A 25,522-nucleotide genomic window follows, 5' to 3' on the forward strand; every position below is an offset into this window, starting at 1 on the left:
CTGCTGAAAGGGGACGAGGCCCGAGAGGGCGCCAGTTTGCCGTATCTGGGGGGGATGGGCAAAGTCAGCTGCGGACGCCACTTATTGTAAGCGCGCGCTTGCCCGCGATAGCTTTCTGTCAGTCAACATTGTTATGGCTGACACACCGCCATCGCGGGCAGGCTCGCTCCTACAGGGTTATGCGGTACGCCAGGTGATCTCTTCTTCGCCATCGGCACTGATGCGGATCCAGCGGTCGGCCGCTTCGTCTTCTTCTTCCTCGACCCAGGTGCCTGGTGCGCAACGGACTTCGACGTTCAGCGCAGCGAACGCTGCACGGCCGCAGGCGATGTCGTCTTCCCACGGTGTGTTATCGCTTTCCAGCAGCAGGCTGTTCCATTTGCCGACGGCTTTGGGAAACCAGGTCACCGGGATACCGGCAGCATTGCACTTCCAGGTCTGGCCTTGTTGAGACCAGTCACTGCACGGCCCAATTGCCGCGGTCAGCCAGGCCGTAATGGCCTTATGGTCAACGTCGCTGTCTTTCAGGTAAATCTCGATGTCAGGTTGGCGCATGGATGCCTCGTCGGTGATCTTGAAAATCCATTCGCGGATTCAGGGTTCTAGCAGCAGCTTCAGGCAGGGAGCGGCCTGTCATTGGAGGATAAAATAATCGTAGCGCATCGACACCGTCACCTCGAAAGGCTCGGGTTGATCGACGACGCTCGCACGCCGTTCGGCACTGGCCCGCCAGCCATGGGGCGTCATTGCGAGGAGGTTGGCGCGGGCCTGGCCGTCTACCAGGTTCAGCGTGAAGCGCAGGGTTTCGCTGTGCGCAAGCAGCATGCCTTCTGGCACCAGGGCCAAGTGCTTGTCATCCGCGTAGTCGCGCACTTCGTCGTATAGCCGTTCGCGCAGTTCCATCAGGTGTTCGTTGGTGGGGCCTACACGCATCAGGCCTCCGCCCGGGCTCAGCAGGCGTTTGGCCTCTTGCCAGTCCAGCGGGCTGAACACGCTGGCAATGAATTGGCAACTGGCGTCGGGCAATGGCACGCGGGCCATGCTGGCGATCAACCACGTCAATCCCGGATCACGGCGGCAGGCGCGCTTGACCGCCTCACGCGAGATGTCCAGCGCGTAGCCGTCGCAGGCGGGCAGGGCGGCAGCGATCTGCGCGGTGTAATAACCCTCGCCACAACCGATGTCGAGCCAGCGCTGCGGCGCGTAGTGCGCGGCCAGTTCTGCAAGCCGTTTAGCGACTGGCGCGTAATGCCCGGCGTTGAGAAAATCCCGGCGCGCCTCGACCATGGCCTGGTTGTCGCCGGGGTCTCGGCTGTTTTTGTGCTGGACGGGCAGCAGGTTCAGATAACCCTGCCGCGCGCGGTCAAAGCGGTGGCCGAGCGGGCAGACCACGCCGTTGTCCGCGTCATCGAGCGCGGCTGAGCAAATCGGGCAGGTCAGCATCACGCGAGCAACTTGACCATAGTCTGGTAGTAGATCTCGGTCAGCACGTCCAGATCGCTGGCCAGAATGCGTTCGTTGACCTGATGAATCGTCGCATTGACGGGCCCCAATTCAACCACTTGCGTGCCAAGGGTCGCGATGAAGCGCCCGTCTGAGGTGCCCCCGCTGGTAGACGCTTTGGTCTCACGACCGGTGACGTGCTTGATACTCGCGGCTACCGCATTCAGCAGCGCGCCGGGTTCAGTCAGGAAGGGCAGGCCCGACAATGCCCATTCGACGTGCCAGTCCAACTGATGCTTGTCGAAGATGTCGCCAACGCGCTTCTGCAAACCCTCGACGGTTGATTCTGTGGAAAAGCGGAAATTGAACACTGCCACCAGATCGCCCGGAATGACGTTGGTCGCTCCGGTACCGGAATTGAGGTTGGATATTTGAAAGCTGGTCGGCGGGAAGAAGGCATTGCCTTCATCCCAATGCTCGGCGGCGAGTTCAGCCAGCGCGGGGGCGACGAGATGAATCGGGTTTTTCGCCAGGTGCGGATATGCGACGTGCCCTTGGATACCGCGAACCGTGAGAGTTGCGCCCAACGAGCCGCGACGACCGTTTTTGACCACGTCGCCCACCAGCGTGGTGCTGGAAGGCTCGCCGACGATGCACCAGTCCAGACGCTCTTTGCGCGCCGCCAGACGCTCGATCACGGCTTTGGTGCCGTGGTGCGCCGGGCCTTCTTCGTCGCTGGTGATGAGGTAGGCAATCTTGCCTTTGTGATCAGGATGATCGGCCACGAAACGCTCGGTGGCGATGATCATCGACGCCAGGCTGCCCTTCATGTCGGCAGCGCCGCGGCCGCACAACATGCCGTCTTCGTCGATCAATGCGTTGAACGGATCGTTCTGCCAAGCCTGTACCGGCCCGGTTGGCACCACATCGGTGTGGCCGGCAAAACACAGCACAGGACCATCCTGCGTGCCGTGTGTGGCCCAGAAGTTATCCACGTCCTCGATGCGCATGGGCTCCAGCGCAAACCCGGCATCGCCCAGGCGTTTCATCATCACCGCCTGGCAATCTGCATCCAGCGGTGTAACCGATGGACGACGGATCAGGTCGCAGGCGAGTTGGAGAGTGGGCGAGAGGTCGGCTGGGGTCGTCATGAAGAGTCCGATGAAAATGAAGTTGGAACGCTGCAAAAAAGGGGGACATCTTAAAGCAAAACGGCGACCCGAAGGCCGCCGTTTAACGACGCATCTACCTGCCTCAACCCGTCGCGGGGGCAACCGCGGGTGCAGGTTTTGGCAGCGAGGACAGGAATGCCATGATCAATGCGGCCAGATACGGCAGTGATTGCACCAGCAGCATCGCGACCCAGAAGCGCATGTCATTGCTCGGCAGGCCCTGAACCAGGCAGATCCCCAGCGCCGCGCCCCACAGCAGCAGCATGATGAACAGCTCCTCGCGCGCCTCGGAAATAGCCACCAACAGGCCGTGGCTGGCTGCGTTTTTCGGGGTGCGGAAGAACGGTAGATCGTGGGTAAACAACCCCCACAGCACTGCCTTTCCAATCGTCGGATATAAAGCGGCTCCGGCGGTGACAGCCGCAAGAGCGTCCTTGAAGTCAACGTCCACCAACCGACGATACAGATCCAGCGTCTTGGCTGCTTTCAGGGCAAACATCACCATTACAGAGAGCGGCAGTATGGCCGGTGGCGCTGGCCGCACTTCAGGCAGCGTGATCATCAGCAAGGTCCACACTAACGCCGCAAAGGTGAATAGTAGATTGATCCCTTCATTGATCCACGGCAGCCATCCGGCGATGAAGTAATAGCGTTGCTCGGGTGTGAGCCCTTTTTTATCTGACCAGAATGCTGCCTTGTGACGCTTGAGGATCTGGACTGCACCATAAGCCCAACGAAACCGTTGTTTCTTGAAGTCGGTAAAGTTGTCGGGGACCAAGCCTTGACCACAACTCTGCAGCGTATACGCCGTCAAATAACCCGCTTGAATGACGCGCAACCCCAACTCGGCGTCCTCACAGATACACCAATCTGCCCATCCAAGCTTATCCAGCACATCGCGTCGGATAAGCGTCATCGTGCCGTGCTGGATAATCGAGTTGTGGTCATTGCGAATGACCATGCCTATGTTGAAAAACCCCCTGTATTCAGAAAAGCAAAATCGCTTGAACGGGTTATCGCGTCGATCACTGTAATCTTGTGGACATTGCACAATGGCCATTGCGGGATTGATGAAGTGCGGCGTCATCGTCTTCAACCAATTGCTGTCGACTCGGTAGTCTGAATCAATGACTCCGATAATCGCTGCGTCAGTCGCAGTATGTTGCAGTGCAAAGTTCAATGCGCCGCTTTTGTAACCGTCAAGTTTAGGCAGGTGAAAGAATTTGAATGTTGATCCGAGGAGTTGACAGTGCCGTGCAACGGGCTGCCAAATGTTCGGATCTTTCGTGTTGTTATCGATAACCAGTACTTCGAAGTTTGAATACTTCAGCGCGGCGAGTGCATTGAGTGTCGCGATGACCATGGCCGGTGGCTCGTTGTAGCACGGTACATGGATGGAGACCTTCAACCGAGTTGCATCGTGTGCCAGCACAGGCAGGAAAAGTCGCCGGCAAGCCGGGGCCCATTTTGCTTCCAGCCACTCGTGAAGTTCTGTGAAAATATTCAAGGATGTACTGATGAGCACGAATAGCGAAACACTGTACGCAATGCTTGAAGGAAGTTGCCTGCTTGATGCCATGGCTGCCCAAAATATGACGGCGGCGTAGAGCAATAGCATGAGAGGTAGCGCTACTTTGCCTCTGCCACGAATGAGCGGGCTGTGGATAAGGTCACGTGCATACCGGTTGAGTATTTCGCTTCGGGGCGTTGGTGTCTGGAGGTTGACCTTGAGTTTCCTGTCCGACGAAAACAGTCCCCAGTGTGCCCCGACTGCGCCTTCTTCAGTTTTCCAAGGTTGGTCAAAGGCTTCTATGACGTAGTACGGGTAGCGACGCTCTTTCATTCGCTGGACGAGAATACGCAGATAGTCGGACTGCTGACGCTGATGAGTTCTGACAGTATTGCTTCGCCTTCCGTTACTCGGCCAGCCCACCTCTGTGAGAACAATAGGTAGATCGGGAAATAGTTCTTCGAGCAGGTCAAGCCTGGTAAACCCGGCCTCTGCGACATCGCGTTGCGGTACAGCCTCCCAAAAAGGCAGCACGTGAGCTGCGACGAAATCCACGTGATCGCCGAGGACAGGGTATAGCTCCCAGATATGCCATTGCTCAGAGCATGACACGGGCACCGACGTTGCCGATTTGACCTGGTTTATATAGTTGATGAGTTGATCTGCGGAGACATCGTTTCGGAAAATCGATTCATTTCCTACAATCAAGGCGCTTACATTAATAGCATGGTTGGCAATGTGGATAGCCCGCTCGATTTCTATCGAGTTAAGTGAATGGTCAGGCCCTATCCAGATCCCAAGCATGACGTTCAGATTGAATTCCTGCGCCAGTGCCGGGATGGTGCCAAGAATTCCTTGGGCAGAATAGATTCTTATATTGTCTGTGTACTGGGATAGCAGTGCCAGGTCTTCACGTATTTCGGCTTCGGAAGGATAAAGCGTTGATTCCGGTGACTGCCCTTCGCGGAATGGGCTGTAACAGAGCCCTGCGATCTTTTCGGCGGGCATCGCTGGATGATTGTTATCACTGTTTATAAAGTGTCGAAATATTATATAGCTCATGTAACCGATGGCGGTCAGCATCGCTGCCATGACAAGCCACTGAAAGCTTAAGTCCATTATTAGAGTTCCGTCTCAAGATGAATCCCACGAAACTGGCAGTTTCCGGGTTTTTTCCTGAACTTGATAATAGCGGCTTATTCTTGGCGAATGTCCGAGCGTGAATAATCATTGGAAGCAAACGCGAGTGTTCTTATCGCGATTCAGTGTTCTGTCTCGCTAACCGGTGGTTAACCAGCCAGCGAGACAGAAAATACGAAGGATTATGAGGGGCCTCAAACCGTCGCGGGGGCAACCGCGGGTGCAGGTTTTGGCAGCGAGGACAGGAATGCCATGATCAATGCGGCCAGATACGGCAGTGATTGCACCAGCAGCATCGCGACCCAGAAGCGCATGTCATTGCTCGGCAGGCCCTGAACCAGGCAGATCCCCAGCGCCGCGCCCCACAGCAGCAGCATGATGAACAGCTCCTCGCGCGCCTCGGAAATAGCCACCAACAGGCCGTGGCTGGCTGCGTTTTTCGGGGTGCGGAAGAACGGAATGCTGGTGGTGAAGAAGCCGTACAGCACCGCCTTGGCGATGGTGTGTGAAAGTGCAAGGCCGGCGAGCGCGGCGAAGAATGCGTCTTTGAGGTTCACACCCACGGCGCGACGATAGAGGAAGATGATCTTGCCGACCTTGAAGAAAAACAGCGCCAACGGCGGGATCGCGAAAATCAACAACGGCGGATCCACGCGTTTTGGCACGATGATCATCGCCGACGACCACATCAAGGCACCGACGGTGAAGAAGATGTTCATGCCGTCTGCCACCCACGGCAACCAGCCCGCCAGAAAGTGATAGCGCTGGCCGCGTGTCAATTGAGTGTCTTTGCCGCGCAGCAGGCTGGCGGTATGGCGCTTGATGATCTGAATCGCACCGTATGCCCAACGGAAGCGTTGCTTCTTGAAGTCGATGAAGGTGTCCGGCATCAGCCCTTTACCGAAACTGTTGTGCGCATAAGCGGCCGAGTAACCCTTTTCGAACACGCGCAGCCCCAGTTCCGCATCCTCGCAGATGCACCAGTCGGCCCAGCCCAGCTCTTCAAGCACTGAGCGGCGGGTCATGGTCATGGTGCCGTGCTGAATGATCGCGTCGCGGTCGTTACGGGTGACCATGCCGATGTAGAAAAAGCCTTTGTATTCGGAGTAGCACAGCTTTTTGAACGTGCTTTCGTTCTGGTCGCGGTAATCCTGCGGAGACTGCACCACGGCGATTTTCGGGTCCGCAAAGTGCGGCACCATGTACTTGAGCCAATTGCGGTCAACGCAGTAATCGGAGTCGATAACGGCGATGACTTCAGCGTCCTTTGCCGTATGCGGAATCAGGTAATTGAGCGCGCCGCCTTTGAAGCCGGCCAGCGGTGCGACGTGGAAGAACTTGAAGCGTGGGCCGAGCATTTCGCAGTGAGCCTTGACCGGCTCCCAGACCGCAGGGTCTTTGGTGTTGTTGTCGATCACCAGCACTTCAAAGTCTGGATAGTCCAGTGCGGCGAGGGCGTTGAGGGTCTGTTTGACCATCTCGGGAGGTTCGTTGTAGCAAGGCACATGGACCGAGACTTTTGGTCTGTAGGCGGTATCCGTATCAACTGGCAGGAATTCCCGGCGCCGCTTGTGGGTCCAGACCGCTTCTGCCAGTTCATGGGCTTCGGTGAGCAGCACGATGAATACGCCGAGCGCACCGAGTGCCAACAAGAACCCAACCAACAGGCTGAACCACGTGCTGTATTGCTGGCTATAGTCGTAGCCGATCCACACCAGCACCGAACCGCACAAAAAGGCGATGAAGGTCAGAAAGGTCCGGCCGCGTTGGCGCAGCGCCGAGCCGTCAATCAGCATCAGTGCCAGGGAGAGCATCGCCAAAACCGCAGAACCCACGGCCAGCACGCGCCATTGCGGGATCGCGACAACAGGGCCTTCGAAGTTGAATTTCTGTTGGCGATTGGCGTTGTACACGCCCCAATACGCGCCGACAGAACCCTCGTCGCTGGCTTTCCAGGGCTGATCGAATGCCTCGATCACGAAGTAGTTGAAGCCCTGGCGGTTGAGCTTGTTGACCAGCGTGCGCAGGTAAACGGCCTGATCGGCAGGCGTGGCATCAGCGCCGCCGCGCATGTGTCCATTGCTTGGCCAGCCAACCTCCGAAAGCAGCAGCGGCTTCTTCGGAAACATGCGCTTGAGTTCACGCGCGCGGTCGAAGACGAACTGCCCGGCTTCACTCATCGGCACGAATTCCCAGTACGGCAGAATATGCGCGGCGATCAGGTCGACGTGCTTGCCCAACTCGGGATTGTCCTTCCAGATGTGCCACTGCTCGGACGTTGTCACCGGCACTTTCACCGCTGCGCGCACGCGGTCGATGATGGCGATGAGTTTGTCGACCGTGATCTCTTTCCGAAACAAGGCCTCGTTGCCTACCGTTACCCGCACGACGCTGCGGGTGGTGTTGGCCAGCTCGATGGCGCGGGTGATTTCACGTTCGTTGCGTTCCTCGTCCGGGCTGATCCAGATGCCCAGCGTCACGCGCAGGCCGAACTCTTCGGCCAGCTTGGGGATGTTCCCCAACGGCCCGTCGACGGAATAGATCCGAATGCTGTCAGTTTGTTTGCTGATCAACTCCAGGTCCTGGCGCATTTCATCGTCAGACGGATAGACGTCCTTCTGCGGGTTCTGTCCCAGACGGAAGGGCGAATAAGAGAAGCCAGAGATTTGTTCAGGCCAGTTCGGGGCCGATACCGGGCGATTGATCAGCGCCCAGAAACCAGTGAATAGCGCGGCAATTGCCACGACTACGACAAGGTTGAGTCCAAATTTACGCGATGACATAGGTGTTTCGGGTTCCGAAAGGGGGAACGGGACAAAACCGAAGAGTTTCGGTAGGCCACATGTTTGGCTTTTAACACGGCCTTAAGTTCGACCGGCTTTTGGCGGAGGAAGATTCTACCGGGTGCTTCTTCTGTAGGAGCGAATTTATTCGCGAGGGGTTTTCGGCTCAACGCCGCTTTATCGGTTGGATCTACAGCTCGCGAATGAATTCGCTCCTACAGGTCGCGCTCAAGACCTATAATGCGCGCCGGTTTTTGGGGTATTGGTCATGAGCACAGAAGATCCACGTTTCGCCGGCGTCGCCCGTTTGTATGGCATTGAGGGGCTGGCGCGTCTGCGCGCGGCTCACGTTGCGGTGGTTGGCATCGGCGGCGTGGGCTCCTGGGCTGCCGAAGCGATGGCGCGATGTGGCGTGGGGGAGATTTCCCTGTTCGACATGGACGACGTGTGCGTCAGTAACAGCAACCGTCAATTACACGCCCTCACGAGCACAGTTGGCCGATCAAAGGTCGAGGTCATGGCCGACCGCCTGCGTGAAATCAACCCTGAATGCGTCGTGCATGCGGTGGCTGATTTCGTGACCCGCGACACCATGGCTGAATACATCACGCCGAACATCGACTGCGTGCTCGACTGCATCGACAGCGTAAACGCCAAGGCCGCGCTGATTGCCTGGTGCAAGCGCCGCAAGATCCAGATCATTACCACCGGAGGCGCGGGCGGGCAGATTGACCCGACGCTGATTCAGGTATGTGACCTCAACCGCACGTTCAACGACCCGCTGGCGTCGAAAGTGCGTTCAACGTTGCGCCGCGATTACGGTTTCTCCCGCACCGTCACTCGCCATTACAGCGTGCCGTGTGTGTTCTCTACCGAGCAGCTTCGTTACCCGAAACCGGACGGCAGTATCTGCCTGCAGAAAAGCTTTGTCGGTGACGGCGTCAAGCTCGATTGCGCTGGCGGATTTGGCGCCGTGATGATGGTGACCGCGACCTTCGGCATGGTCGCTGCGACCAAGGCTGTGGATAAGATTGTTGCGGGCGTTCGGCGCCCTTCGGACCGTATCAAAGCGGACCAGGCACCCGATCAAACCGCCAGTTGACGCATCCTTTGCAGCACCGCGTTAAGTCCATTGCTGCGAGACGGCGACAGCTGGCGGCTCAGGCCTAGCTGATTGAACCACTCGTTCAGGTCAACGCCTTGCAGTTCAGTGGTCGGAAGGCCGTTGACGCGCGCCAGCAGCAGCGCGACAAGCCCACGAATAAGGCGAGCATCACTTGCCGCGCGAAACTGCCAAACCCCGTCTGCGGCCTCGGCCAGCAACCAGACCTTGCTCTCGCAGCCGTCGACCAGATGCTCATCGGTTTTTTCGTCGTCCGCCAAGGGCGGCAAACGGTCGCCCCATTGCATCAACAGGCGGGCACGTTGCTCCCAGCTCGCTGGCACGGTGAAGGTATCCAGCGCAGTCCGGGCATCCATTGGCAGGGTCATCGCAGCAACTCCAGCGCCTGATCCAGTGCGGCGAAGAACCGCCCAATATCGTCAGAGTCGTTGTACATCCCCAGCGATACCCGAACCGCGCCATTGAGACCCAGGCTTTTTACCAGCGGGATCGCACAATGGTGGCCAGCGCGTACAGCAATGCCTTGTTCCGTGAGCAGGTGTGCGAGGTCGGCAGTGTGTACACCGTCCACCACAAAGCTTGCGAGTGCCAGTTGTGGGTCGCCCAGCAACTGAATGCCGTCGCGCTGACTCAGGCCTTCGCGCAGCAGTCGGTGAAGATTCGCTTCATGTTCTGCAATGGCCGATGCGTCCAGGCCATTCAGGTAATCCAGCGTCGCGCCCAAACCGATAACCCCGGCAATGGGCGGCGTCCCTGCTTCAAAGCCCAGCGGGGCAGGGCGAAACGTCGCTTCCTGATAGCTGGTTTGCAGGACCATCTCGCCGCCAAACTGCCAGTGACGCAACATCGTCAGTGCCTGATGACGTCCATACAGCACACCGACGCCGTCCGGCCCATACAGTTTGTGGCTGGAAAATACGTAGAAATCACAACCCAGCATCTCCACATCCTGTCGCCCATGAACCACGCCTTGAGCACCGTCGACCACGGTAATCGCGTTTTGCGCTTTGGCGAGGGCGAGTAACTCAGGCAGCGGCTGCCAGGCGCCGAGCACGTTGGACAACTGACTGACAGCCAGCACGCGAGTTCGTGTGCCGATCAGATGGCTGGCGGCTTGCAGATCGATCAGGCCGTTTTCGGTCAGCGGCAATACCACCAGCTTCGCACCCCGTCGCAGTGCGAGTTGCTGCCACGGCAACAGATTGGCGTGATGCTCCAGGGCGCTGATGACGATCTCATCATCGCGTTCGATCAGGTGTTCCAGGCCATACGCCAGCAGGTTGAACGCCGACGTCGCGCCATGGGTAAACACGATCTGCCCCGTCGCGCCCGCATTCAGCCATTGGCTGACTTTTTCGCGGGTGGCTTCGAAGGCTTGCGTCGCCAGCGCGCCGGGTACGTGCTGCGCACGATGCACGTTGGCTGCACCGGTGGCGTAGTAATAGCTCAAGGCATGAATCAGACCTTGGGGTTTCTGTGCGGTAGCGGCGCTGTCCAGGTAGGTCTGGCCTTGCTGTTGCAGGGCGTCAATGGCCGGAAAGTCAGCGCGCCAGGGAGAGGGAAGCAGCATGTTCGGGGGCTCGGTGAGTCGAGTCCGATGCCCGAAAGGCACCGAACTCGCACGCAGCATCGATCAGTTGTGAGCGTGCAGCGCTTCGTTCAGCTCGATGGCCGACTTGTGGGATTTGCATTCCACGGCGCCGGTTTGCGAGTTGCGACGGAACAGCAGGTCAGGTTGACCAGCCAGATCACGGGCTTTCAGGACTTTAACCAGCTCGTTGTTTTCGTCCAGCAGGGCAACTTTGGTGCCTGCGGTGACGTAGAGACCGGATTCGACGGTGTTGCGATCACCCAACGGAATGCCGATACCAGCGTTCGCGCCGATCAGGCAGCCTTCGCCGACCTTGATCACGATGTTGCCACCGCCAGACAGCGTGCCCATGGTCGAGCAGCCGCCGCCAAGGTCAGAACCCTTGCCGACGAATACGCCTGCCGATACACGGCCTTCGATCATGCCCGGACCTTCGGTGCCCGCGTTGAAGTTGACGAAACCTTCATGCATCACGGTGGTGCCTTCGCCGATGTAGGCGCCCAGACGTACGCGCGCGCTGTCCGCGATACGCACGCCGCTTGGCACCACGTAGTCGGTCATTTTCGGGAATTTATCGATGGAGAACACTTCGAGCAGCTCGCCTTTCAAGCGTGCTTCCAGTTGACGTTGTGGCAGTTCTACCAGGTCAACGGCGCCTTGGCTGGTCCACGCCACATTCGGCAGCAGCGGGAAAATGCCTGCCAGGCTCAGGCCGTGTGGCTTGGCCAGACGATGCGACAACAGGTGCAGCTTGAGGTACGCCTCGGGGGTGGACGTCAGCGCAGCGTCTTCGGCCAGCAGCGTGGCAACCAGAGGCTTGTGGCTTTCAGCCAGACGGGTCAGCAAGGCTGCTTGCACCGTGTCGATGGATTTCAGCGCGTCGGCCATTTTTGAGGCCACGTCGGTGGTGAACGTGATGGCCTGGTTGCCACCGGTGTAGCCAATGACAGGTGCAATGGCGGCGACCAGCTCGGCCGACGGATTAATCAGCGGCTGAGCGTAAAACACTTCCAGCCATGCGCCTTGACGGTTTTGTGTGCCGACACCGAAGGCCAGGCTGAACAGGGAAGTGGACATGAAAATACCTCTTAGCGATTAAGGGCTATCTCAATCAGGCGATAGCCGCTGCGTACAGTTCGGGTTTAAAGCCAATCAGGGTCTTGTCGCCGAGATCAAGCACCGGGCGCTTGATCATCGACGGTTGCGCGAGCATCAGTTCGATAGCCTTCTCTTGGTCGAGATCGGCTTTCTGGGCATCGTCGAGTTTGCGAAAGGTCGTGCCAGCGCGGTTCAGAACAACCTGCCAACCGTGCTCGTTGCACCACTGCGTGAGATGCTCACGATCAATGCCTGCCACTTTGTAGTCGTGGAAATCGTAGTTCACCGATTTTTCGTCGAGCCAGGTGCGAGCCTTCTTCATTGTGTCGCAAGCCTTGATGCCGAACAGGTGCACAGTGTTGTTTTGATCAGCCATGAACGTGCCGCCGGTGGGATTGATGGAAAAAACGGTCACGGATTATGCCACGTACACGCCGACAGGGCTCGACCGGCTGAATCTGTTTGTCGGCCAATGTAAGCACATCCTTTAGCAGCGTCTGTGCTGTCCGGGGCCGTCACGGCGACGGGACAGCTTAACCCGCTAAGATGGCACTTCCAACGTGCGCCAGAGTGAGTTTCGGGGCGTCATGCAGATGTGTTCGATCAGGAAGCCCAACCATGCAAACAGCCTATACCGTCCTTATTTTGTTGACGCTGGTAGGTCTCTCCCGATTGGTTGCGCGGGTTATCCCGCTGCCGTTGCCACTGGTGCAAATCGCCGCCGGCGCGTTGCTGGCGTGGCCGACCCTGGGTTTGCACGTAGCCCTTGATCCCGAACTTTTCCTGTTTTTGTTTCTGCCGCCGTTGCTCTTTTCAGATGGTTGGCGGATGCCCAAGCGCGATCTCTGGCGATACCGTGGGCCGATTCTTACGCTCGCTGTCGGCCTGGCGATCTTCACTGTGGTCGGTGCTGGCTACTTTATTCACTGGGTCTTGCCTTCCATTCCTTTACCCGTTGCTTTCGCACTGGCGGCAGTGCTTTCCCCTACAGACGCCGTCGCGGTTTCTGCCATTGCCCAAAATCGATTGCCTGTCCCCGTCATGCGCATGCTTCAAGGCGAAGCGCTGATGAACGATGCCTCCGGCTTGGTGACGTTCAAGTTCGCGTTGGCCGCAGCGGTTACGGGGGTGTTTTCACTGGCCGATGCCAGTCTGACTTTCGTGCTGGTGGCCTTGGGCGGCCTGGCGGTGGGCGTAGCGTTGAGCTGGCTGGTGGGACGGTTGCGCAGTTGGATGATCGGGCGTGGGTGGGACGATCCGGCGACGCATGTGGTGTTCATGTTGTTGCTACCGTTTGCCGCGTATGTGCTCGCCGAGCGTTTGGGGGCGTCGGGGATTTTATCGGCAGTTGCCGCTGGCATGATGCAGAGCTGGGTTGACTTGCTGCCCCGTCAGACCAGCACCCGGCTGCTTAATCGCAGTGTCTGGACGTTGCTTGAGTTCGCTTTCAATGGCCTGATATTTCTCCTGCTGGGGCTGCAACTGCCGGACATCATTAGCGCTGTCACTCAAGACGAGGCGACGTTGTGGCCCACCCTGTTAGGGCGTTGTCTGGATGTGCTGGCGATTTTTCTGGTGTTGGTGGCGCTGCGCTATGTCTGGGTACAGAGCACCTGGCGAATGATGATTACGCTGCGACGCTGGCGCGGGCGGGGCGATGAATCCCTTCAACCCACCACACGGGCCTCGCTGCTGTTGTCGGTTGGCGGCGTGCGAGGTGCAGTGACCCTGGCGGGGATTCTCTCGGTGCCGATGATGATCTCTGCTGGCGTGACTTTTCCGGAGCGCGACTTGCTGATCTTCATCGCTGCAGGAGTCATTCTGCTGTCGCTGGTGGTCGCCAGCGTTGCGCTGCCGCTGTTGTTGCGCGGGATGGAGACGCAACCGGATCTACAGATGAAACGCGAAGTCCGTGAAGCGTGGAAACACACAGCCGAAGCCGCGATTCATGCGCTTGAAAACGAAGAAATGAGCGACGCCACTCTGTCTCAGGACGCCGCGCAAGCGGTGTTGGCGACCGAAGTAAAGGCCAGGATCATGTCGGAGTATCGCCATCGGCTAGAGATGTTCGATGACACTGCCGAGGCTCAGGCGCTGGCGTTTCAGATGGATGTGCTGGAACGCAAAATGCGCATCAGTGCACTGCGGGCCCAGCGACTTGAGCTTTATCGGCTCCACCGTCATCGCCAGATCGGCGATGACGTCCTGAGACAAGTATTGGCTGAACTGGATCTGAACGAGGCCAATCTCGGGATGACGAGGTAAAGCGTCAGATTTCAGGATAGGCCTTGCGCATGAATTCCTTGTTCTTGGGTTCTGCAAAGGAAGCTCGATTATCGGTCAGGCAAGTTGTGGTGAGGCAATAAAGATGTACCTCACTCACACATTCGGGCGAGCCCGCCTGTCACCGTTGAATGTCAGCGGCTCTGAACGAAGTGCCTGATCCGCTCAGCTGCCTCAACGCACTCCGCCAACGGTGCGACGAGAGCAAGGCGAACTCGACCTGCGCCTGGGTTGAAGCCGTCCACTTCTCTGGACAGGTAAGAGCCGGGCACCACTGTCACGTGTTCTGTAACGAACAGATCGCGGCAGAACGCTGCGTCGTCGCCCCCCACGTTTGGCCACAGATAGAAGCCGCCGTCCGGGTGTTTTACATCCATGACCGGCGAGAGAATCTCAAGCACAGCATTGAATTTCTCGCGATACAGCGTGCGGTTGGCACGCACGTGCTCTTCATTATTCCAGGCAGCGATGCTCGCCAGTTGAGTCTGTATCGGCATCGCGCAGCCGTGGTAAGTGCGATAGAGCAGGAAGGCCTTGAGAATCTGTGCATCGCCGGCCACAAAGCCTGACCGCAGCCCCGGCAGGTTGGAGCGTTTGGAGAGACTGTGAAACACCACGCAGCGCTTGAAATCATTGCGGCCCGAGGCCACACAGGCGCTGAGCAGGCCGGCAGGCGGTGTTGACTCGTCGAAGTACAGTTCGCTGTAACACTCATCCGCAGCAATCACGAAATCGTGTTTGTCGGCCAATGCGATGAGCTTTTGCAGCGTTTCGATCGGGATCAATGCGCCCGTCGGGTTGCCTGGAGAGCACAGGAACAGAATCTGGCAGCGGTTCCAGATCTCATCAGACACCGCGTCAAAATCCGGATTGAAGCCGTGCTCTTCGAGGCATGGAAGGTAGTGCGGGTGGGCACCGGCCAGCAGCGCTGCGCCTTCGTAGATCTGGTAGAACGGATTCGGACTGACCACCAGACCATTGTCGCTACGATTGACCACGGTTTGGGTGAATGCGAACAACGCCTCGCGTGTGCCGTTGACCGGCAGCACGTGTTGGGCCGGATCAAGCCAGCCGCTCGGCACACCGAAGCGTCGCTCGCACCAGCTTGCGATGGCTTCACGTACGGCTGGAATACCGGCAGTGGTCGGGTAGACGGCCATCTGGTCCAGATTCGCCGTCATCGCCTGGGCAACGAAGGCGGGGGACGTGTGCTTAGGCTCGCCAATCGACAGGGCGATAGGACGCTTGTCGGGATTGGGTTTAACGCTGCCAAGCAAAGCGCGGAGTTTTTCGAAGGGGTAAGGCTGAAGCTGTTGCAGGGCGTCGTTCATCAGGTGTCTATCTCAATGGTCGGGGCGCTCGAAGGGTGGTTGCACACGCACGGCGGGCGCCATTGAATCGAATTTTTCAGGTGGTTAAATGCTGATATGCAGCTCGCTCACGGGCTCTTGATTGACGCTGAGCTGCTCCACGATGGCAGCCTGCAATCGCATGCACAACTGAGGGTCGGACAGCGGCTGATTGTTCTCGTCGGTAATGAAGAACACGTCCTCGACGCGCTCGCCCAACGTGGCGATCTTGGCGTTTTGCAGCGACAGGTCGAACTCCAGGAATATCTTGCCAATCCGTGCCAGCAACCCCGGACGGTCCGGAGCGCTGAGCTCTAGCAGCGTGACAGGACGCTGCGCGTCGTTGGAAATCGTCACCTGGGGTGCGAAAGCGAAATGTTTGAGCTGGCGCGGCACGCGGCGTTTGATGATCGTCGGGTAGTCGTCGGGGTTGCGCAGTGCGTCCGTCAAACCTTCGCGAATGTCCTTGATGCGCTGAGGATTATCGCCAATGGAACCGCCTTCACTGTCGAGCACGATGTACGTATCGAGGGTGAACTGGCTACTTGACGTGATAACTCGCGCGTCGTGAATGTTCAGGTTCAACTGATCCATCGCAGCTACGGTTACCGCAAAGAAATCGTGTTGGTCCGGCGCGTAGATGAAGATCTGCGTGCCGCCCTCGAATTCGCGATAGGTGGTTTCCTTGATCAATACCAGCGGCCCGCCATCGGCAGGCTGCTGCAGGATCGCGTCGCTGTGCCACGCCACGTCGCCTGCGGTATGGCGCAAAAAGTAGTCATCGCCCAACTGCGACCAGAGTTGCTCGACGTCGTCCGGGTCAGTGCCGTTGCGCACCAGAATATCCAGCGCGGCCGTTTGCGTGCGACGGATCTGTTCTTCGCGATCAACTGGATTCTCCAGGCCGCGGCGCAACGCACGCTTGGTTTCGGTATATAGCTGGCGCAAAAGGCTGGCGCGCCATGAATTCCATAGCGTGGGATTGGTCGCGTTGATGTCGGCGACTGTCAGCACATAGAGGTAGTCCAGATGCACTTCGTCCCCCACGAACTGCGCGAAATCATGGATCACTTGCGGGTCGGACAAGTCTTTTCGCTGGGCCGTGGTGGACATCACCAAGTGGTTCTGCACCAGCCAGACAATCAGGTGGGTGTCCCATTTGGGCAGTTGATGGCGCGCGCCGAATGCTTCGGCGTCGATGGCGCCCAATTCCGAGTGATCACCACCACGGCCTTTGCCGATGTCGTGATAAAGCCCGGCGAGGTAAATCAGCTCAGGCTTGGGCAGCTTGCCCATGATCTTGCTGGCCAGCGGAAATTTTTCCGACACTTGCGTGTACTGCAGTTTGCGCAGGTGTTTGATGAGGTTCAGCGTGTGGGCGTCGACCGTATAGATGTGGAACAGGTCGTGTTGCATCTGCCCCACGATATGGCCGAACTCAGGCAGGTACAGGCCGAGAATGCCGTAGCGGTTCATCCGGCGCAGGTTGCGGTGGATGCCGATTTCGCATTTGAACAGCTCGATAAACAGGCTGGTATTGCGAATGTCGTTGCGAAAATCGTCGTTGATCAAATGACGGTGTTCGCGCAGCAGGCGAATGGTGTCGGCGCGAACCCCTTTGATTTCCGGACGCTGAGCCATCAGCACGAAAATCTCCAGCATTGCGAACGGCGTACGTTTGAAGACATCCGGGTGAGTGGCTTCGATGTAACCGTCGTGGAGCTGGAAGCGCGAATTGATCGATTCGGTGAGGGTGTTTTCGTCGTCCGAGAAAATAACTTCCTCGAAGTGCTGGATGATCAGGTCGCTTACCTGGGCAATGCTCATGACCACCCGGTAATATTTCTGCATGAAGCGTTCGATGGCCAGCTTCGCGTCGCTGTCCTGATAGCCCAGCAAGCGCGCGATAGTGCTCTGGTGGTCGAACAGCAACCTGTCTTCAGAGCGGCCCGCGAGCATATGCAGGGCGTAACGCACCTTCCACAGAAACTCCTGGGAAGAGGCCAGCAGGTTGTTTTCGCTCTCCAGCAAAAAGCCTTCGCCGGCCAGAGCGTGCAGGTTCAACGTGCCGTATTGACGACGCGCCACCCACAGGATGGTCTGGATATCGCGAAGACCGCCCGGCGAGCCCTTCACATTGGGTTCGAGGTTGTATTCGGTATCGTTGTATTTGTGATGACGGTTTTTCTGCTCGGCGCGTTTGGCCAGAAAAAATTCTTTGCTCGGCCACATCTTGCTCGGGCTGGTGACTTCCAGCATGCGCTGGCGCAGTCGCTCGGGGCCCGCGATGGTCCGGCTTTCCATCAGGTTGGTAATTACGGTGAGGTCGGCGCGCGCTTCAATGGCGCATTCATCAACTGAGCGAACGCTTTGGCCAACCTCCAGCCCGATGTCCCACAGCAGTGTCAGAAAACGCTCGATGGGCTCACGGAAAACTTCGTGATCCGCGCTGTCCAGCAGGATCAGCAGGTCGATGTCGGAGTACGGGTGCAGTTCGCCACGGCCATACCCCCCGACCGCCAGCAGTGCGATATCGGCGTCTTCACTCCAGTCGAAATGATCCCAGGCCTTTTGCAGGATGTTGTCGACAAACCAGGCGCGATCCTCGATCAGCCGGCGTATGTCGCGTCCTGATTTGAAGCGACCATCAAGCACTTCGCGCGCCTGACGGATGGCTTTCTTGAAGGCAGCGATGGGGCTCGCCTTCAGCGCCAGCTCGGCCTGAAACTGGCCGCGATCAAACAAATCTGGATCCACCTGCGGCATCGAATTGCTTTCCTTCTATATAAAAGGTGATATCGGGCCGAACATCATTATGTCAGTGCAGGCCGCGCATCAGGCCGACGTGCGCGAAATGGTGTCATCACTGCGAAGCGTGAAGATTTCGTAGCCGCTGGCAGTGACAAGAATGGTGTGCTCCCACTGCGCTGACAGCTTGCGGTCCTTGGTGATCGCTGTCCAGCCATCACCGAGCAAGCGGGTTTCAGCCTTGCCCTGGTTGATCATTGGCTCAATCGTAAAGGTCATGCCTTCCTTGAGTTCCAGGCCCGTGCCGGCTTTGCCGTAGTGCAGGACTTGTGGCTCCTCATGGAACACCTTTCCGATGCCATGGCCGCAGTATTCGCGAACCACGGAAAAGCCGTTCTTCTCGGCGTGCTTCTGGATAACTTCACCGATGTCACCCAGATGAGCGCCCGGCTTGACCAACTCGATGCCTTTGTACAGGCATTCCTGAGTGATCTGCGACAGGCGTTCTGCCCACTCGGGCACCTTGCCCACGTGGAACATCTTGCTGGTGTCGCCGTGGTAGCCGTCCTTGATGACGGTCACGTCGATGTTCAAGACGTCACCTTCTTTGAGCGGCTTTTCATTAGGAATGCCGTGGCACACCACCTGATTGATCGAGGTGCAGATCGACTTCGGGAAACCCTTGTAATTCAGGGGAGCGGGAATGGCTTTCTGCTCGTTGACGATGAAATCGTGGCAGAGACGGTCCAGTTCGTCCGTGGTGACACCGGGCTTGACATGCGCACCGATCATTTCCAGTACGTCGGCGGCCAGACGGCCGGCGATACGCATCTTCTCGATGTCTTCAGGGGTTTTGATGGTGACAGTCATACAAGGCTCTCTGGGCGCAAAATGGCGCAACTTGATACGGAAAAACGCGATTCTATCAGACCGACGGAGGGGCGGTTATCATCCGGCTCTATATAGAAGATGCACGAGCCTTCCGATTCGGCGCCGCGCAATGGCAAAAACGGCCGTAGAAACAGGCGCTTATTTCGGGTTTTGTTATCAGGGCTTTTATGATATAAAATGCGCCGCTTTCCGGGGTCCGTCTCCGGAAGCCTAAACCCACACACGTGTCGACACGATGACCTGGGTGCCCTCGGCTCGAGCCGTTGGTTGGTCATTGGGATACGTGGAGGCCTAACCCGACTTATCAAGGAACTATCATGTCCCAAGTCAATATGCGCGATATGCTGAAGGCCGGTGTGCACTTCGGTCACCAAACCCGTTACTGGAATCCGAAAATGGGTAAGTACATTTTCGGCGCGCGTAACAAGATTCACATCATCAACCTTGAAAAAACCCTGCCTATGTTCAACGAAGCTCTGACTTTCGTTGAGCGCCTTGCTCAGGGCAAAAACAAGATTCTGTTCGTCGGCACCAAGCGTTCCGCCGGCAAGATCGTTGCGGAAGAAGCAGCACGCTGCAACTCGCCGTACGTCGATCATCGCTGGTTGGGTGGCATGCTGACCAACTTCAAGACCATCCGCGCTTCCATCAAGCGTCTGCGTGATCTTGAAATTCAGTCGGAAGACGGTACTTTCGCCAAGCTGACCAAGAAAGAGGCGCTGATGCGCACTCGCGATCTGGAAAAGCTGGATCGTAGTCTGGGTGGTATCAAGGACATGGGCGGTCTGCCAGACGCACTGTTCGTTATCGACGTTGATCACGAGCGCATCGCGATCACCGAAGCCAACAAGCTGGGTATCCCGGTCATCGGCGTAGTCGACACCAACAGCAGCCCTGAAGGCGTTGACTACATCATCCCCGGCAACGATGACGCAATCCGCGCTATCCAGTTGTACATGGGTTCGATGGCTGACGCTGTTATCCGTGGTCGCAACAACGTTGCTGGCGGCACCGACGTATTCGTCGAAGAAGCTCCAGCAGTGGCAGTTGAAGGCTGAGTAGCTGACGCCTAGCGTCTACTTGGCACGCAAAAAGGGGGCTCTGCCCCCTTTTTGCCACCTCGAAAACCTTCTGGTGGTGCCATCGGCCTAACAGTCATGTGCAGCTGTCAGCATGGATTTTCAAGAATTTGAACGCTCGCTCTGGCGAGTGGAATGGTTGAAGACCTATCCAAAGAGGATTTTGAAATGGCAGAGATTACTGCAGCGTTGGTCAAAGAACTGCGCGAGCGTACCGGCGAAGGCATGATGGATTGCAAGAAAGCCTTGACCAAGGCTGACGGCGACATCGAGAAAGCCATTGATGACATGCGTGCTTCGGGCGCAATCAAGGCAGCTAAAAAAGCAGGTAACGTTGCTGCTGAAGGCGCTATCGGCGTCAAGGTTGGCGAAGATGGCAAGCGCGCTACCATTATCGAAGTCAACTCGCAGACTGACTTCCTGGCTTTGCAGGAAGACTTTAAAACCTTCGTCAACAACAGCCTGGAAAAAGCCTTCGCTGAAAACATGGCTGATGCTGCTCCGTTGATCGAAGCGCAAGAAAACGAGCGTACTGCTCTGATTGCAAAGGTGGGTGAAAACGTCAACATTCGTCGCCTGGCGAGCATCGAAGGTGACGTGGTCAACGCTTACCTGCATGGCAACAAGATCGGCGTGGTTGTAGTTCTCAAAGGCGGCGACGCTGATCTGGCCAAAGACATCGCGATGCACGTTGCAGCCAGCAACCCTGAGTTCCTGTTGGCTTCGGAAGTTTCGGCCGAAGCGATCGAGCGCGAGAAGGGTGTCTTCATGCAGCTGAACGAAGACAAGATCAAAGGCAAGCCAGCCGAAATCGTCGAGAAGATGGTTGCCGGTCGTATCACCAAGTTCCTGGCTGAAGCCAGCCTTGTTGAGCAGGCATTCGTCAAAAATCCTGAAGTCAAGGTCGGTGAGCTGGCCAAGAAAGCTGGCGCCGAAATCGTTTCCTTCACTTACTTCAAAGTAGGTGATGGCATCGAGAAGCCAGTCGACAACTTCGCTGAAGAAGTCGCTGCTCAAGTAGCTGCAAGCAAGAAGTAAGACGGTTTCCAACTGTCGCCCCTAAGAGGCTGCCCGCTCACGCGCGCAGCCTCTTTGTCAAAGCGGCATGAAGACTTTGTTTTTCAGGTAGTGGCTTGCAAGGCTGCATTTTCCTGACGTTGTAGCCTAGAGTTAGCGCAGACTGAAAATCAGCTCGCAAACATAGATTTTTTTTAAACGCCGCAGGAGAGATTCGCAATGGCTCAGCAGGGCAGTGGTTATCAAGCTCGCTATAAACGCATTCTACTCAAGCTTAGCGGCGAGGCCCTGATGGGGTCCGAAGAGTTCGGTATCGATCCTAAAGTGCTGGATCGCATGGCGCTTGAAGTCGGTCAGTTGGTTGGAATAGGCGTCCAGGTCGGTCTGGTGATCGGGGGCGGTAATCTGTTTCGCGGCGCAGCGCTCAGTGCTGCCGGGATGGACCGCGTCACCGGTGATCACATGGGGATGCTGGCAACGGTCATGAATGCGCTCGCGATGCGCGACGCGCTTGAGCGTGCAAATATTTCGGCAATCGTCATGTCGGCTATCTCCATGGTGGGCGTGACCGATCACTACGATCGCCGCAAAGCCATGCGTCATCTGAATGCCAAAGAAGTGGTAATTTTCGCCGCTGGCACTGGCAATCCTTTTTTCACGACCGATTCTGCGGCATGTCTGCGCGCAATCGAAATCGACGCCGATGTCGTGCTCAAAGCGACCAAGGTGGATGGCGTGTACACTGCTGACCCGTTCAAAGACCCCCACGCCGAGAAGTTCGATCATCTGACTTACGATGAAGTGCTGGATCGCAAACTGGGTGTAATGGATTTGACGGCGATTTGCCTGTGCCGCGACCACAAGATGCCGTTGCGTGTATTTAATATGAACAAGCCCGGCGCACTGCTGAACATCGTGCATGGCGGCGCTGAAGGCACCCTGATCGAGGAAGGCCAACAATGATCAATGACATCAAAAAAGACGCTCAAGAGCGCATGCAGAAATCCCTCGAATCCCTGAACCATGCATTTGGTCAAATCCGTACCGGCAAGGCGCACCCAAGCATCCTGGGCAGTGTGATGGTGCCGTACTACGGCACAGACACGTCGATCACCCAGGTGGCCAACATCACCGTAAAAGACTCGCGCACGCTGCAAGTCGTGGCCTTCGAGCGCAACATGCTCGGCGCTGTTGACAAGGCGATCCAGAGCGCCGGCCTGAACCTCAACCCGACCAATCTCGGCGAGTTGTTACTGATCTCCATGCCAGCACTGACCGAAGAAACCCGTAAGGGCTTCACCAAGCAGGCCCGAAGCGCAGCAGAAGATGCACGGGTTGCTGTGCGCAACATCCGTCGCGATGCGTTGGGTGACCTGAAAAAGCTGGTCAAGGACAAGGAAATCAGTGAAGACGAAGAGCGTCGTGGCGCTGCCGATATCCAGAAGCTGACCGACAAGGCCGAGGCTGACATCGATTCGGCTACCAAAACGAAAGAAGCAGACCTGATGGCCGTATAAAGGTCCGGAAGCTTTCATGCAAAAGACAAAGCTGTCTGAACCGTCTGCGGTGCCACGCCACGTTGCGATCATCATGGACGGAAATAATCGTTGGGCGAAGAAGCGCCTGCTGCCGGGTGTTGCCGGTCACAAGGCAGGCGTGGATGCCGTCAGGGCTGTTATCGAGGTATGTGCCGAGGCCAAGGTCGAGGTGTTGACGTTGTTCGCCTTTTCCAGTGAAAACTGGCAGCGCCCGGCCGAAGAGGTCGGTGCGTTGATGGAGCTGTTTTTCACCGCATTGCGTCGGGAGACCAAGCGGCTGAACGACAACGGCATCAGTTTGCGCATCATTGGCGACCGCTCGCGTTTCCATCCTGAATTGCAGTCCGCAATCCGGGAGGCGGAAGCGCGTACGGCGGGCAATAGCCGGTTTGTGTTGCAGATCGCCGCCAACTACGGTGGACAGTGGGATATCGCTCAAGCGGCGCAGCGGCTGGCGCGTGAAGTTCAGGCGGGGCACCTGCGTCCCGAAGACATCACGCCAGAGTTGTTGCAGACATGTCTGGCGACCGGTGACCTGCCCCTCCCGGACCTCTGCATTCGTACGGGTGGCGAACACCGCATCAGCAACTTCCTGCTATGGCAGCTGGCCTACGCCGAGCTTTACTTCTCCGACCTCTTCTGGCCGGACTTCAAACACGACGCCATGCGCAAAGCGCTGGCTGATTTTGCTTTGCGCCAACGCCGCTTTGGGAAAACCAGCGAGCAGGTAGAAGCTGGAGCGCGAGCTTAATGCTGAAACAACGGATCATCACAGCGCTGATTTTGCTGCCAATTGCCCTTTGCGGGTTTTTCCTGCTGTCGGGCGGCAGTTTTGCTTTGTTCATCGGCGTGGTGGTGACGCTGGGCGCATGGGAATGGGCGCGTCTGGCCGGTTTCGAGGCCCAGTCATCCCGGGTTCTATACTCGGTGGTAGTCGCTGTTCTGCTTTTTATTCTTTATCTGGTGCCAGGCCTGGCGCCCTGGATCCTTGTGGCGGCGTTGCTCTGGTGGCTGGTCGCAACCTGGCTCGTGCTTACTTACCCCGACTCCAGTGAACATTGGTCCAGCGCCGTCTGCAAGCTGGTGATTGGCCTGCTGATTCTCTTGCCCGCATGGCAGGGTTTGATCCTGATCAAGCAATGGCCGCTGGGTAACTGGTTGATCCTTTCAGTCATGGTGCTGGTCTGGGGTGCCGACATTGGTGCCTATTTCTCTGGAAAAGCCTTTGGCAAACGCAAGCTTGCGCCCAAGGTGAGCCCAGGGAAGAGTTGGGAAGGGTTGTACGGCGGGCTGGTTGCCAGCCTTTTGATCACTGCCGCGGTGGGTGTCTTCCGAGACTGGTCTTTCTCCCAATTCTTTTTTTCGATGATCGCTGCAGCCATCGTTGTGCTGATTTCCGTGGTCGGCGATTTGACGGAGAGCATGTTCAAGCGCAAATCCGGTATCAAGGACAGCAGCAACCTGCTCCCCGGGCATGGTGGCGTGCTTGATCGTATCGACAGTCTTACGGCCGCCATTCCGATCTTTGCCTTGCTGCTCTGGGCTGCTGATTGGGGCGTGATGTGACTACGCCTCAACAGATCACTGTTCTGGGTGCAACAGGGTCGATAGGTTTGAGCACGCTGGATGTCATCGCGCGGCATCCCTCGCGTTATCAGGTCTTCGCGCTGACCGGTTTCAGTCGTCTCGCCGAATTGCTCGCGCTGTGTGTGCGTCACAACCCGCAGTTTGCGGTTGTACCCACCGATGGGGCTGCCCGGACGTTACAGGCGGACTTGTCAGCTGCGGGGCTGGCCACTCGCGTATTGGTGGGGGAGGGCGGTCTGAGCGAGGTTTCGGCTCATTCCCAGGTTGATACAGTGATGGCCGCCATCGTCGGGGCCGCCGGCTTACGGCCGACACTTGCGGCGGTCGAGGCTGGTAAAAAGGTGCTCTTGGCCAACAAGGAAGCGTTGGTGATGTCTGGTGCGCTGTTCATGCAGGCGGTGCGCCGCAGCGGCGCGGTGCTGTTGCCAATCGACAGCGAACACAATGCTATTTTTCAATGCCTCCCCGGCCACTATGCCGACGGCTTGGGTGCTGTTGGCGTGCGTCGCATTCTGTTGACGGCTTCGGGTGGTCCGTTTCGCGAAACGCCCCTCGCCGAACTGGCCGGCGTATCGCCAGAGCAAGCCTGCGCGCACCCGAACTGGTCAATGGGTCGCAAAATTTCTGTCGATTCGGCAAGCATGATGAACAAAGGCCTCGAGTTGATCGAAGCCTGCTGGTTGTTTGATGCGAGGCCGTCGCAAGTAGAAGTGGTCATTCATCCGCAAAGTGTTATCCACTCCTTGGTGGATTACGTGGATGGATCGGTGCTGGCTCAACTTGGCAACCCTGACATGCGCACACCAATTGCCCATGCCCTGGCGTGGCCGGAGCGTATCGATTCGGGTGTTGCTCCGCTGGATTTGTTCTCGATCGCGCGTCTGGATTTTCATGCGCCTGACGAACTGCGCTTCCCATGCCTGCGCTTGGCGCGGCAAGCTGCAGAAACGGGCGACAGTGCGCCTGCGATGCTTAATGCGGTCAACGAAATCGCAGTGGCGGCATTTCTGGACAGGCGGATTGGCTATCCAGAAATCGCGAGTATGATCGGCGAAGTGCTGAATCAAGAGCCTGTGGTTGCCATGGATGGGCTGGAAGCCGTATTTGCCGTCGATGCCAAAGCCCGTTCGCTCGCTGAGCAATGGCTCGTTAAGCATGGGCGCTAAGCAG

21 protein-coding genes are annotated in these 25,522 nt (G+C 57.6%); 9 read left to right on the forward strand and 12 right to left on the reverse strand.

The window, feature by feature from the left end; all coding sequences use genetic code 11:
• Positions 1-177: 177 nt before the first annotated feature.
• The 5 genes from OYW20_RS06520 to OYW20_RS06540 all read right to left on the reverse strand — a co-directional run bounded on the left by OYW20_RS06520 (position 178) and on the right by OYW20_RS06540 (position 8,048).
• Positions 178-555 (reverse strand): hypothetical protein, encoded by a 378-nt coding sequence (locus tag OYW20_RS06520; protein WP_268799898.1) that lies wholly within the window; start codon positions 553-555, stop codon positions 178-180.
• 78 nt (positions 556-633) lie between these two features.
• The gene (locus OYW20_RS06525) at positions 634-1,443 is read right to left on the reverse strand and encodes a putative RNA methyltransferase (protein WP_268801065.1); all 810 of its coding nucleotides are present in this window, start codon (positions 1,441-1,443) and stop codon (positions 634-636) included.
• Complete coding sequence (dapE, locus tag OYW20_RS06530) at positions 1,443-2,594, reverse strand: succinyl-diaminopimelate desuccinylase (RefSeq protein ID WP_268799899.1); 1,152 nt, start codon at positions 2,592-2,594, stop codon at positions 1,443-1,445. Before dapE ends, OYW20_RS06525 begins: the two co-directional genes overlap by 1 nt.
• A gap of 103 nt (positions 2,595-2,697) precedes the next feature.
• Complete coding sequence (locus OYW20_RS06535) at positions 2,698-5,244, reverse strand: glycosyltransferase (protein ID WP_268799900.1); 2,547 nt, start codon at positions 5,242-5,244, stop codon at positions 2,698-2,700.
• 215 nt (positions 5,245-5,459) lie between these two features.
• A complete protein-coding gene (locus tag OYW20_RS06540; protein WP_268799901.1) occupies positions 5,460-8,048 on the reverse strand; it encodes a glycosyltransferase family 2 protein in 2,589 nt (862 codons plus the stop codon).
• 268 nt (positions 8,049-8,316) lie between these two features.
• Between OYW20_RS06540 and tcdA the strand changes: the two genes are divergently transcribed.
• The gene (gene tcdA, locus OYW20_RS06545; protein ID WP_408005474.1) at positions 8,317-9,150 is read left to right on the forward strand and encodes a tRNA cyclic N6-threonylcarbamoyladenosine(37) synthase TcdA; all 834 of its coding nucleotides are present in this window, start codon (positions 8,317-8,319) and stop codon (positions 9,148-9,150) included.
• On the opposite strand, the gene OYW20_RS06550 is transcribed toward tcdA, so the two are convergent.
• From OYW20_RS06550 to OYW20_RS06565, 4 genes are all read right to left on the reverse strand, one after another.
• A complete protein-coding gene (locus OYW20_RS06550) occupies positions 9,135-9,539 on the reverse strand; it encodes a SufE family protein (protein ID WP_268799903.1) in 405 nt (134 codons plus the stop codon). The two genes, tcdA and OYW20_RS06550, sit on opposite strands and share 16 nt — an antisense overlap.
• Positions 9,536-10,741, reverse strand: a complete 1,206-nt coding sequence (locus OYW20_RS06555) for an aminotransferase class V-fold PLP-dependent enzyme (protein WP_268799904.1) — start codon at positions 10,739-10,741, stop codon at positions 9,536-9,538. Before OYW20_RS06555 ends, OYW20_RS06550 begins: the two co-directional genes overlap by 4 nt.
• A gap of 63 nt (positions 10,742-10,804) precedes the next feature.
• Complete coding sequence (dapD, locus tag OYW20_RS06560; RefSeq protein WP_268799905.1) at positions 10,805-11,839, reverse strand: 2,3,4,5-tetrahydropyridine-2,6-dicarboxylate N-succinyltransferase; 1,035 nt, start codon at positions 11,837-11,839, stop codon at positions 10,805-10,807.
• A gap of 34 nt (positions 11,840-11,873) precedes the next feature.
• Positions 11,874-12,236: an ArsC family reductase gene (locus OYW20_RS06565; protein ID WP_268801066.1), complete on the reverse strand. Its 363-nt coding sequence runs from the start codon at positions 12,234-12,236 to the stop codon at positions 11,874-11,876.
• A 242-nt stretch (positions 12,237-12,478) separates the two neighbouring features.
• Here OYW20_RS06565 and OYW20_RS06570 point away from each other — a divergent pair, with 242 nt between their 5' ends.
• On the forward strand, positions 12,479-14,125 hold the full coding sequence (locus OYW20_RS06570; protein WP_268799906.1) for a Na+/H+ antiporter: 1,647 nt from the start codon (positions 12,479-12,481) through the stop codon (positions 14,123-14,125).
• Between the two features lie 152 nt (positions 14,126-14,277).
• Here OYW20_RS06570 and dapC read toward each other — a convergent pair whose 3' ends face one another.
• The 3 genes from dapC to map all read right to left on the reverse strand — a co-directional run bounded on the left by dapC (position 14,278) and on the right by map (position 19,110).
• Positions 14,278-15,474, reverse strand: a complete 1,197-nt coding sequence (dapC, locus tag OYW20_RS06575) for a succinyldiaminopimelate transaminase (RefSeq protein ID WP_268799907.1) — start codon at positions 15,472-15,474, stop codon at positions 14,278-14,280.
• A gap of 84 nt (positions 15,475-15,558) precedes the next feature.
• The gene (locus tag OYW20_RS06580) at positions 15,559-18,258 is read right to left on the reverse strand and encodes a [protein-PII] uridylyltransferase (RefSeq protein ID WP_268799908.1); all 2,700 of its coding nucleotides are present in this window, start codon (positions 18,256-18,258) and stop codon (positions 15,559-15,561) included.
• Between the two features lie 69 nt (positions 18,259-18,327).
• Positions 18,328-19,110 (reverse strand): type I methionyl aminopeptidase, encoded by a 783-nt coding sequence (gene map / locus OYW20_RS06585; protein WP_268799909.1) that lies wholly within the window; start codon positions 19,108-19,110, stop codon positions 18,328-18,330.
• 338 nt (positions 19,111-19,448) lie between these two features.
• Between map and rpsB the strand changes: the two genes are divergently transcribed.
• From rpsB to ispC, 7 genes are all read left to right on the forward strand, one after another.
• Positions 19,449-20,189: a 30S ribosomal protein S2 gene (gene rpsB / locus OYW20_RS06590; protein ID WP_268799910.1), complete on the forward strand. Its 741-nt coding sequence runs from the start codon at positions 19,449-19,451 to the stop codon at positions 20,187-20,189.
• Positions 20,190-20,378: 189 nt separating this feature from the next.
• Entirely contained in the window at positions 20,379-21,248 is an 870-nt protein-coding gene (gene tsf / locus OYW20_RS06595) for a translation elongation factor Ts (protein ID WP_268799911.1), read from the forward strand.
• 198 nt (positions 21,249-21,446) lie between these two features.
• Positions 21,447-22,190 carry a UMP kinase gene (gene pyrH / locus OYW20_RS06600; RefSeq protein WP_003172271.1) on the forward strand — a complete coding sequence of 248 codons (744 nt, stop codon included), beginning with the start codon at positions 21,447-21,449 and terminating at the stop codon, positions 22,188-22,190.
• Complete coding sequence (gene frr / locus OYW20_RS06605; RefSeq protein ID WP_268799912.1) at positions 22,187-22,744, forward strand: ribosome recycling factor; 558 nt, start codon at positions 22,187-22,189, stop codon at positions 22,742-22,744. The genes pyrH and frr overlap by 4 nt, the downstream gene beginning before the upstream one ends.
• 16 nt (positions 22,745-22,760) lie before the next feature.
• A complete protein-coding gene (gene uppS, locus OYW20_RS06610) occupies positions 22,761-23,516 on the forward strand; it encodes a polyprenyl diphosphate synthase (protein ID WP_268799913.1) in 756 nt (251 codons plus the stop codon).
• Positions 23,516-24,331, forward strand: a complete 816-nt coding sequence (locus OYW20_RS06615; protein WP_268799914.1) for a phosphatidate cytidylyltransferase — start codon at positions 23,516-23,518, stop codon at positions 24,329-24,331. The genes uppS and OYW20_RS06615 overlap by 1 nt, the downstream gene beginning before the upstream one ends.
• Complete coding sequence (gene ispC / locus OYW20_RS06620; protein WP_268799915.1) at positions 24,328-25,518, forward strand: 1-deoxy-D-xylulose-5-phosphate reductoisomerase; 1,191 nt, start codon at positions 24,328-24,330, stop codon at positions 25,516-25,518. The genes OYW20_RS06615 and ispC overlap by 4 nt, the downstream gene beginning before the upstream one ends.
• Positions 25,519-25,522 lie beyond the last annotated feature (4 nt).

The sequence above is a fragment of the Pseudomonas sp. BSw22131 genome (assembly GCF_026810445.1).
GTDB lineage: Bacteria > Pseudomonadota > Gammaproteobacteria > Pseudomonadales > Pseudomonadaceae > Aquipseudomonas > Aquipseudomonas huanghezhanensis.

Excerpts from the sequence above, each read along its gene's own strand:
- OYW20_RS06520 (WP_268799898.1), bottom strand. The coding sequence starts at position 555 with ATGCGCCAACCTGACATCGAGATTTACCTGAAAGACAGCGACGTTGAC.
- OYW20_RS06525 (WP_268801065.1), bottom strand. The coding sequence starts at position 1,443 with ATGCTGACCTGCCCGATTTGCTCAGCCGCGCTCGATGACGCGGACAAC.
- dapE (WP_268799899.1), bottom strand. The coding sequence starts at position 2,594 with ATGACGACCCCAGCCGACCTCTCGCCCACTCTCCAACTCGCCTGCGAC.
- OYW20_RS06535 (WP_268799900.1), bottom strand. The coding sequence starts at position 5,244 with ATGGACTTAAGCTTTCAGTGGCTTGTCATGGCAGCGATGCTGACCGCC.
- OYW20_RS06540 (WP_268799901.1), bottom strand. The coding sequence starts at position 8,048 with ATGTCATCGCGTAAATTTGGACTCAACCTTGTCGTAGTCGTGGCAATT.
- tcdA (WP_408005474.1), top strand. The coding sequence starts at position 8,317 with ATGAGCACAGAAGATCCACGTTTCGCCGGCGTCGCCCGTTTGTATGGC.
- OYW20_RS06550 (WP_268799903.1), bottom strand. The coding sequence starts at position 9,539 with ATGACCCTGCCAATGGATGCCCGGACTGCGCTGGATACCTTCACCGTG.
- OYW20_RS06555 (WP_268799904.1), bottom strand. The coding sequence starts at position 10,741 with ATGCTGCTTCCCTCTCCCTGGCGCGCTGACTTTCCGGCCATTGACGCC.
- dapD (WP_268799905.1), bottom strand. The coding sequence starts at position 11,839 with ATGTCCACTTCCCTGTTCAGCCTGGCCTTCGGTGTCGGCACACAAAAC.
- OYW20_RS06565 (WP_268801066.1), bottom strand. The coding sequence starts at position 12,236 with ATGGCTGATCAAAACAACACTGTGCACCTGTTCGGCATCAAGGCTTGC.
- OYW20_RS06570 (WP_268799906.1), top strand. The coding sequence starts at position 12,479 with ATGCAAACAGCCTATACCGTCCTTATTTTGTTGACGCTGGTAGGTCTC.
- dapC (WP_268799907.1), bottom strand. The coding sequence starts at position 15,474 with ATGAACGACGCCCTGCAACAGCTTCAGCCTTACCCCTTCGAAAAACTC.
- OYW20_RS06580 (WP_268799908.1), bottom strand. The coding sequence starts at position 18,258 with ATGCCGCAGGTGGATCCAGATTTGTTTGATCGCGGCCAGTTTCAGGCC.
- map (WP_268799909.1), bottom strand. The coding sequence starts at position 19,110 with ATGACTGTCACCATCAAAACCCCTGAAGACATCGAGAAGATGCGTATC.
- rpsB (WP_268799910.1), top strand. The coding sequence starts at position 19,449 with ATGTCCCAAGTCAATATGCGCGATATGCTGAAGGCCGGTGTGCACTTC.
- tsf (WP_268799911.1), top strand. The coding sequence starts at position 20,379 with ATGGCAGAGATTACTGCAGCGTTGGTCAAAGAACTGCGCGAGCGTACC.
- pyrH (WP_003172271.1), top strand. The coding sequence starts at position 21,447 with ATGGCTCAGCAGGGCAGTGGTTATCAAGCTCGCTATAAACGCATTCTA.
- frr (WP_268799912.1), top strand. The coding sequence starts at position 22,187 with ATGATCAATGACATCAAAAAAGACGCTCAAGAGCGCATGCAGAAATCC.
- uppS (WP_268799913.1), top strand. The coding sequence starts at position 22,761 with ATGCAAAAGACAAAGCTGTCTGAACCGTCTGCGGTGCCACGCCACGTT.
- OYW20_RS06615 (WP_268799914.1), top strand. The coding sequence starts at position 23,516 with ATGCTGAAACAACGGATCATCACAGCGCTGATTTTGCTGCCAATTGCC.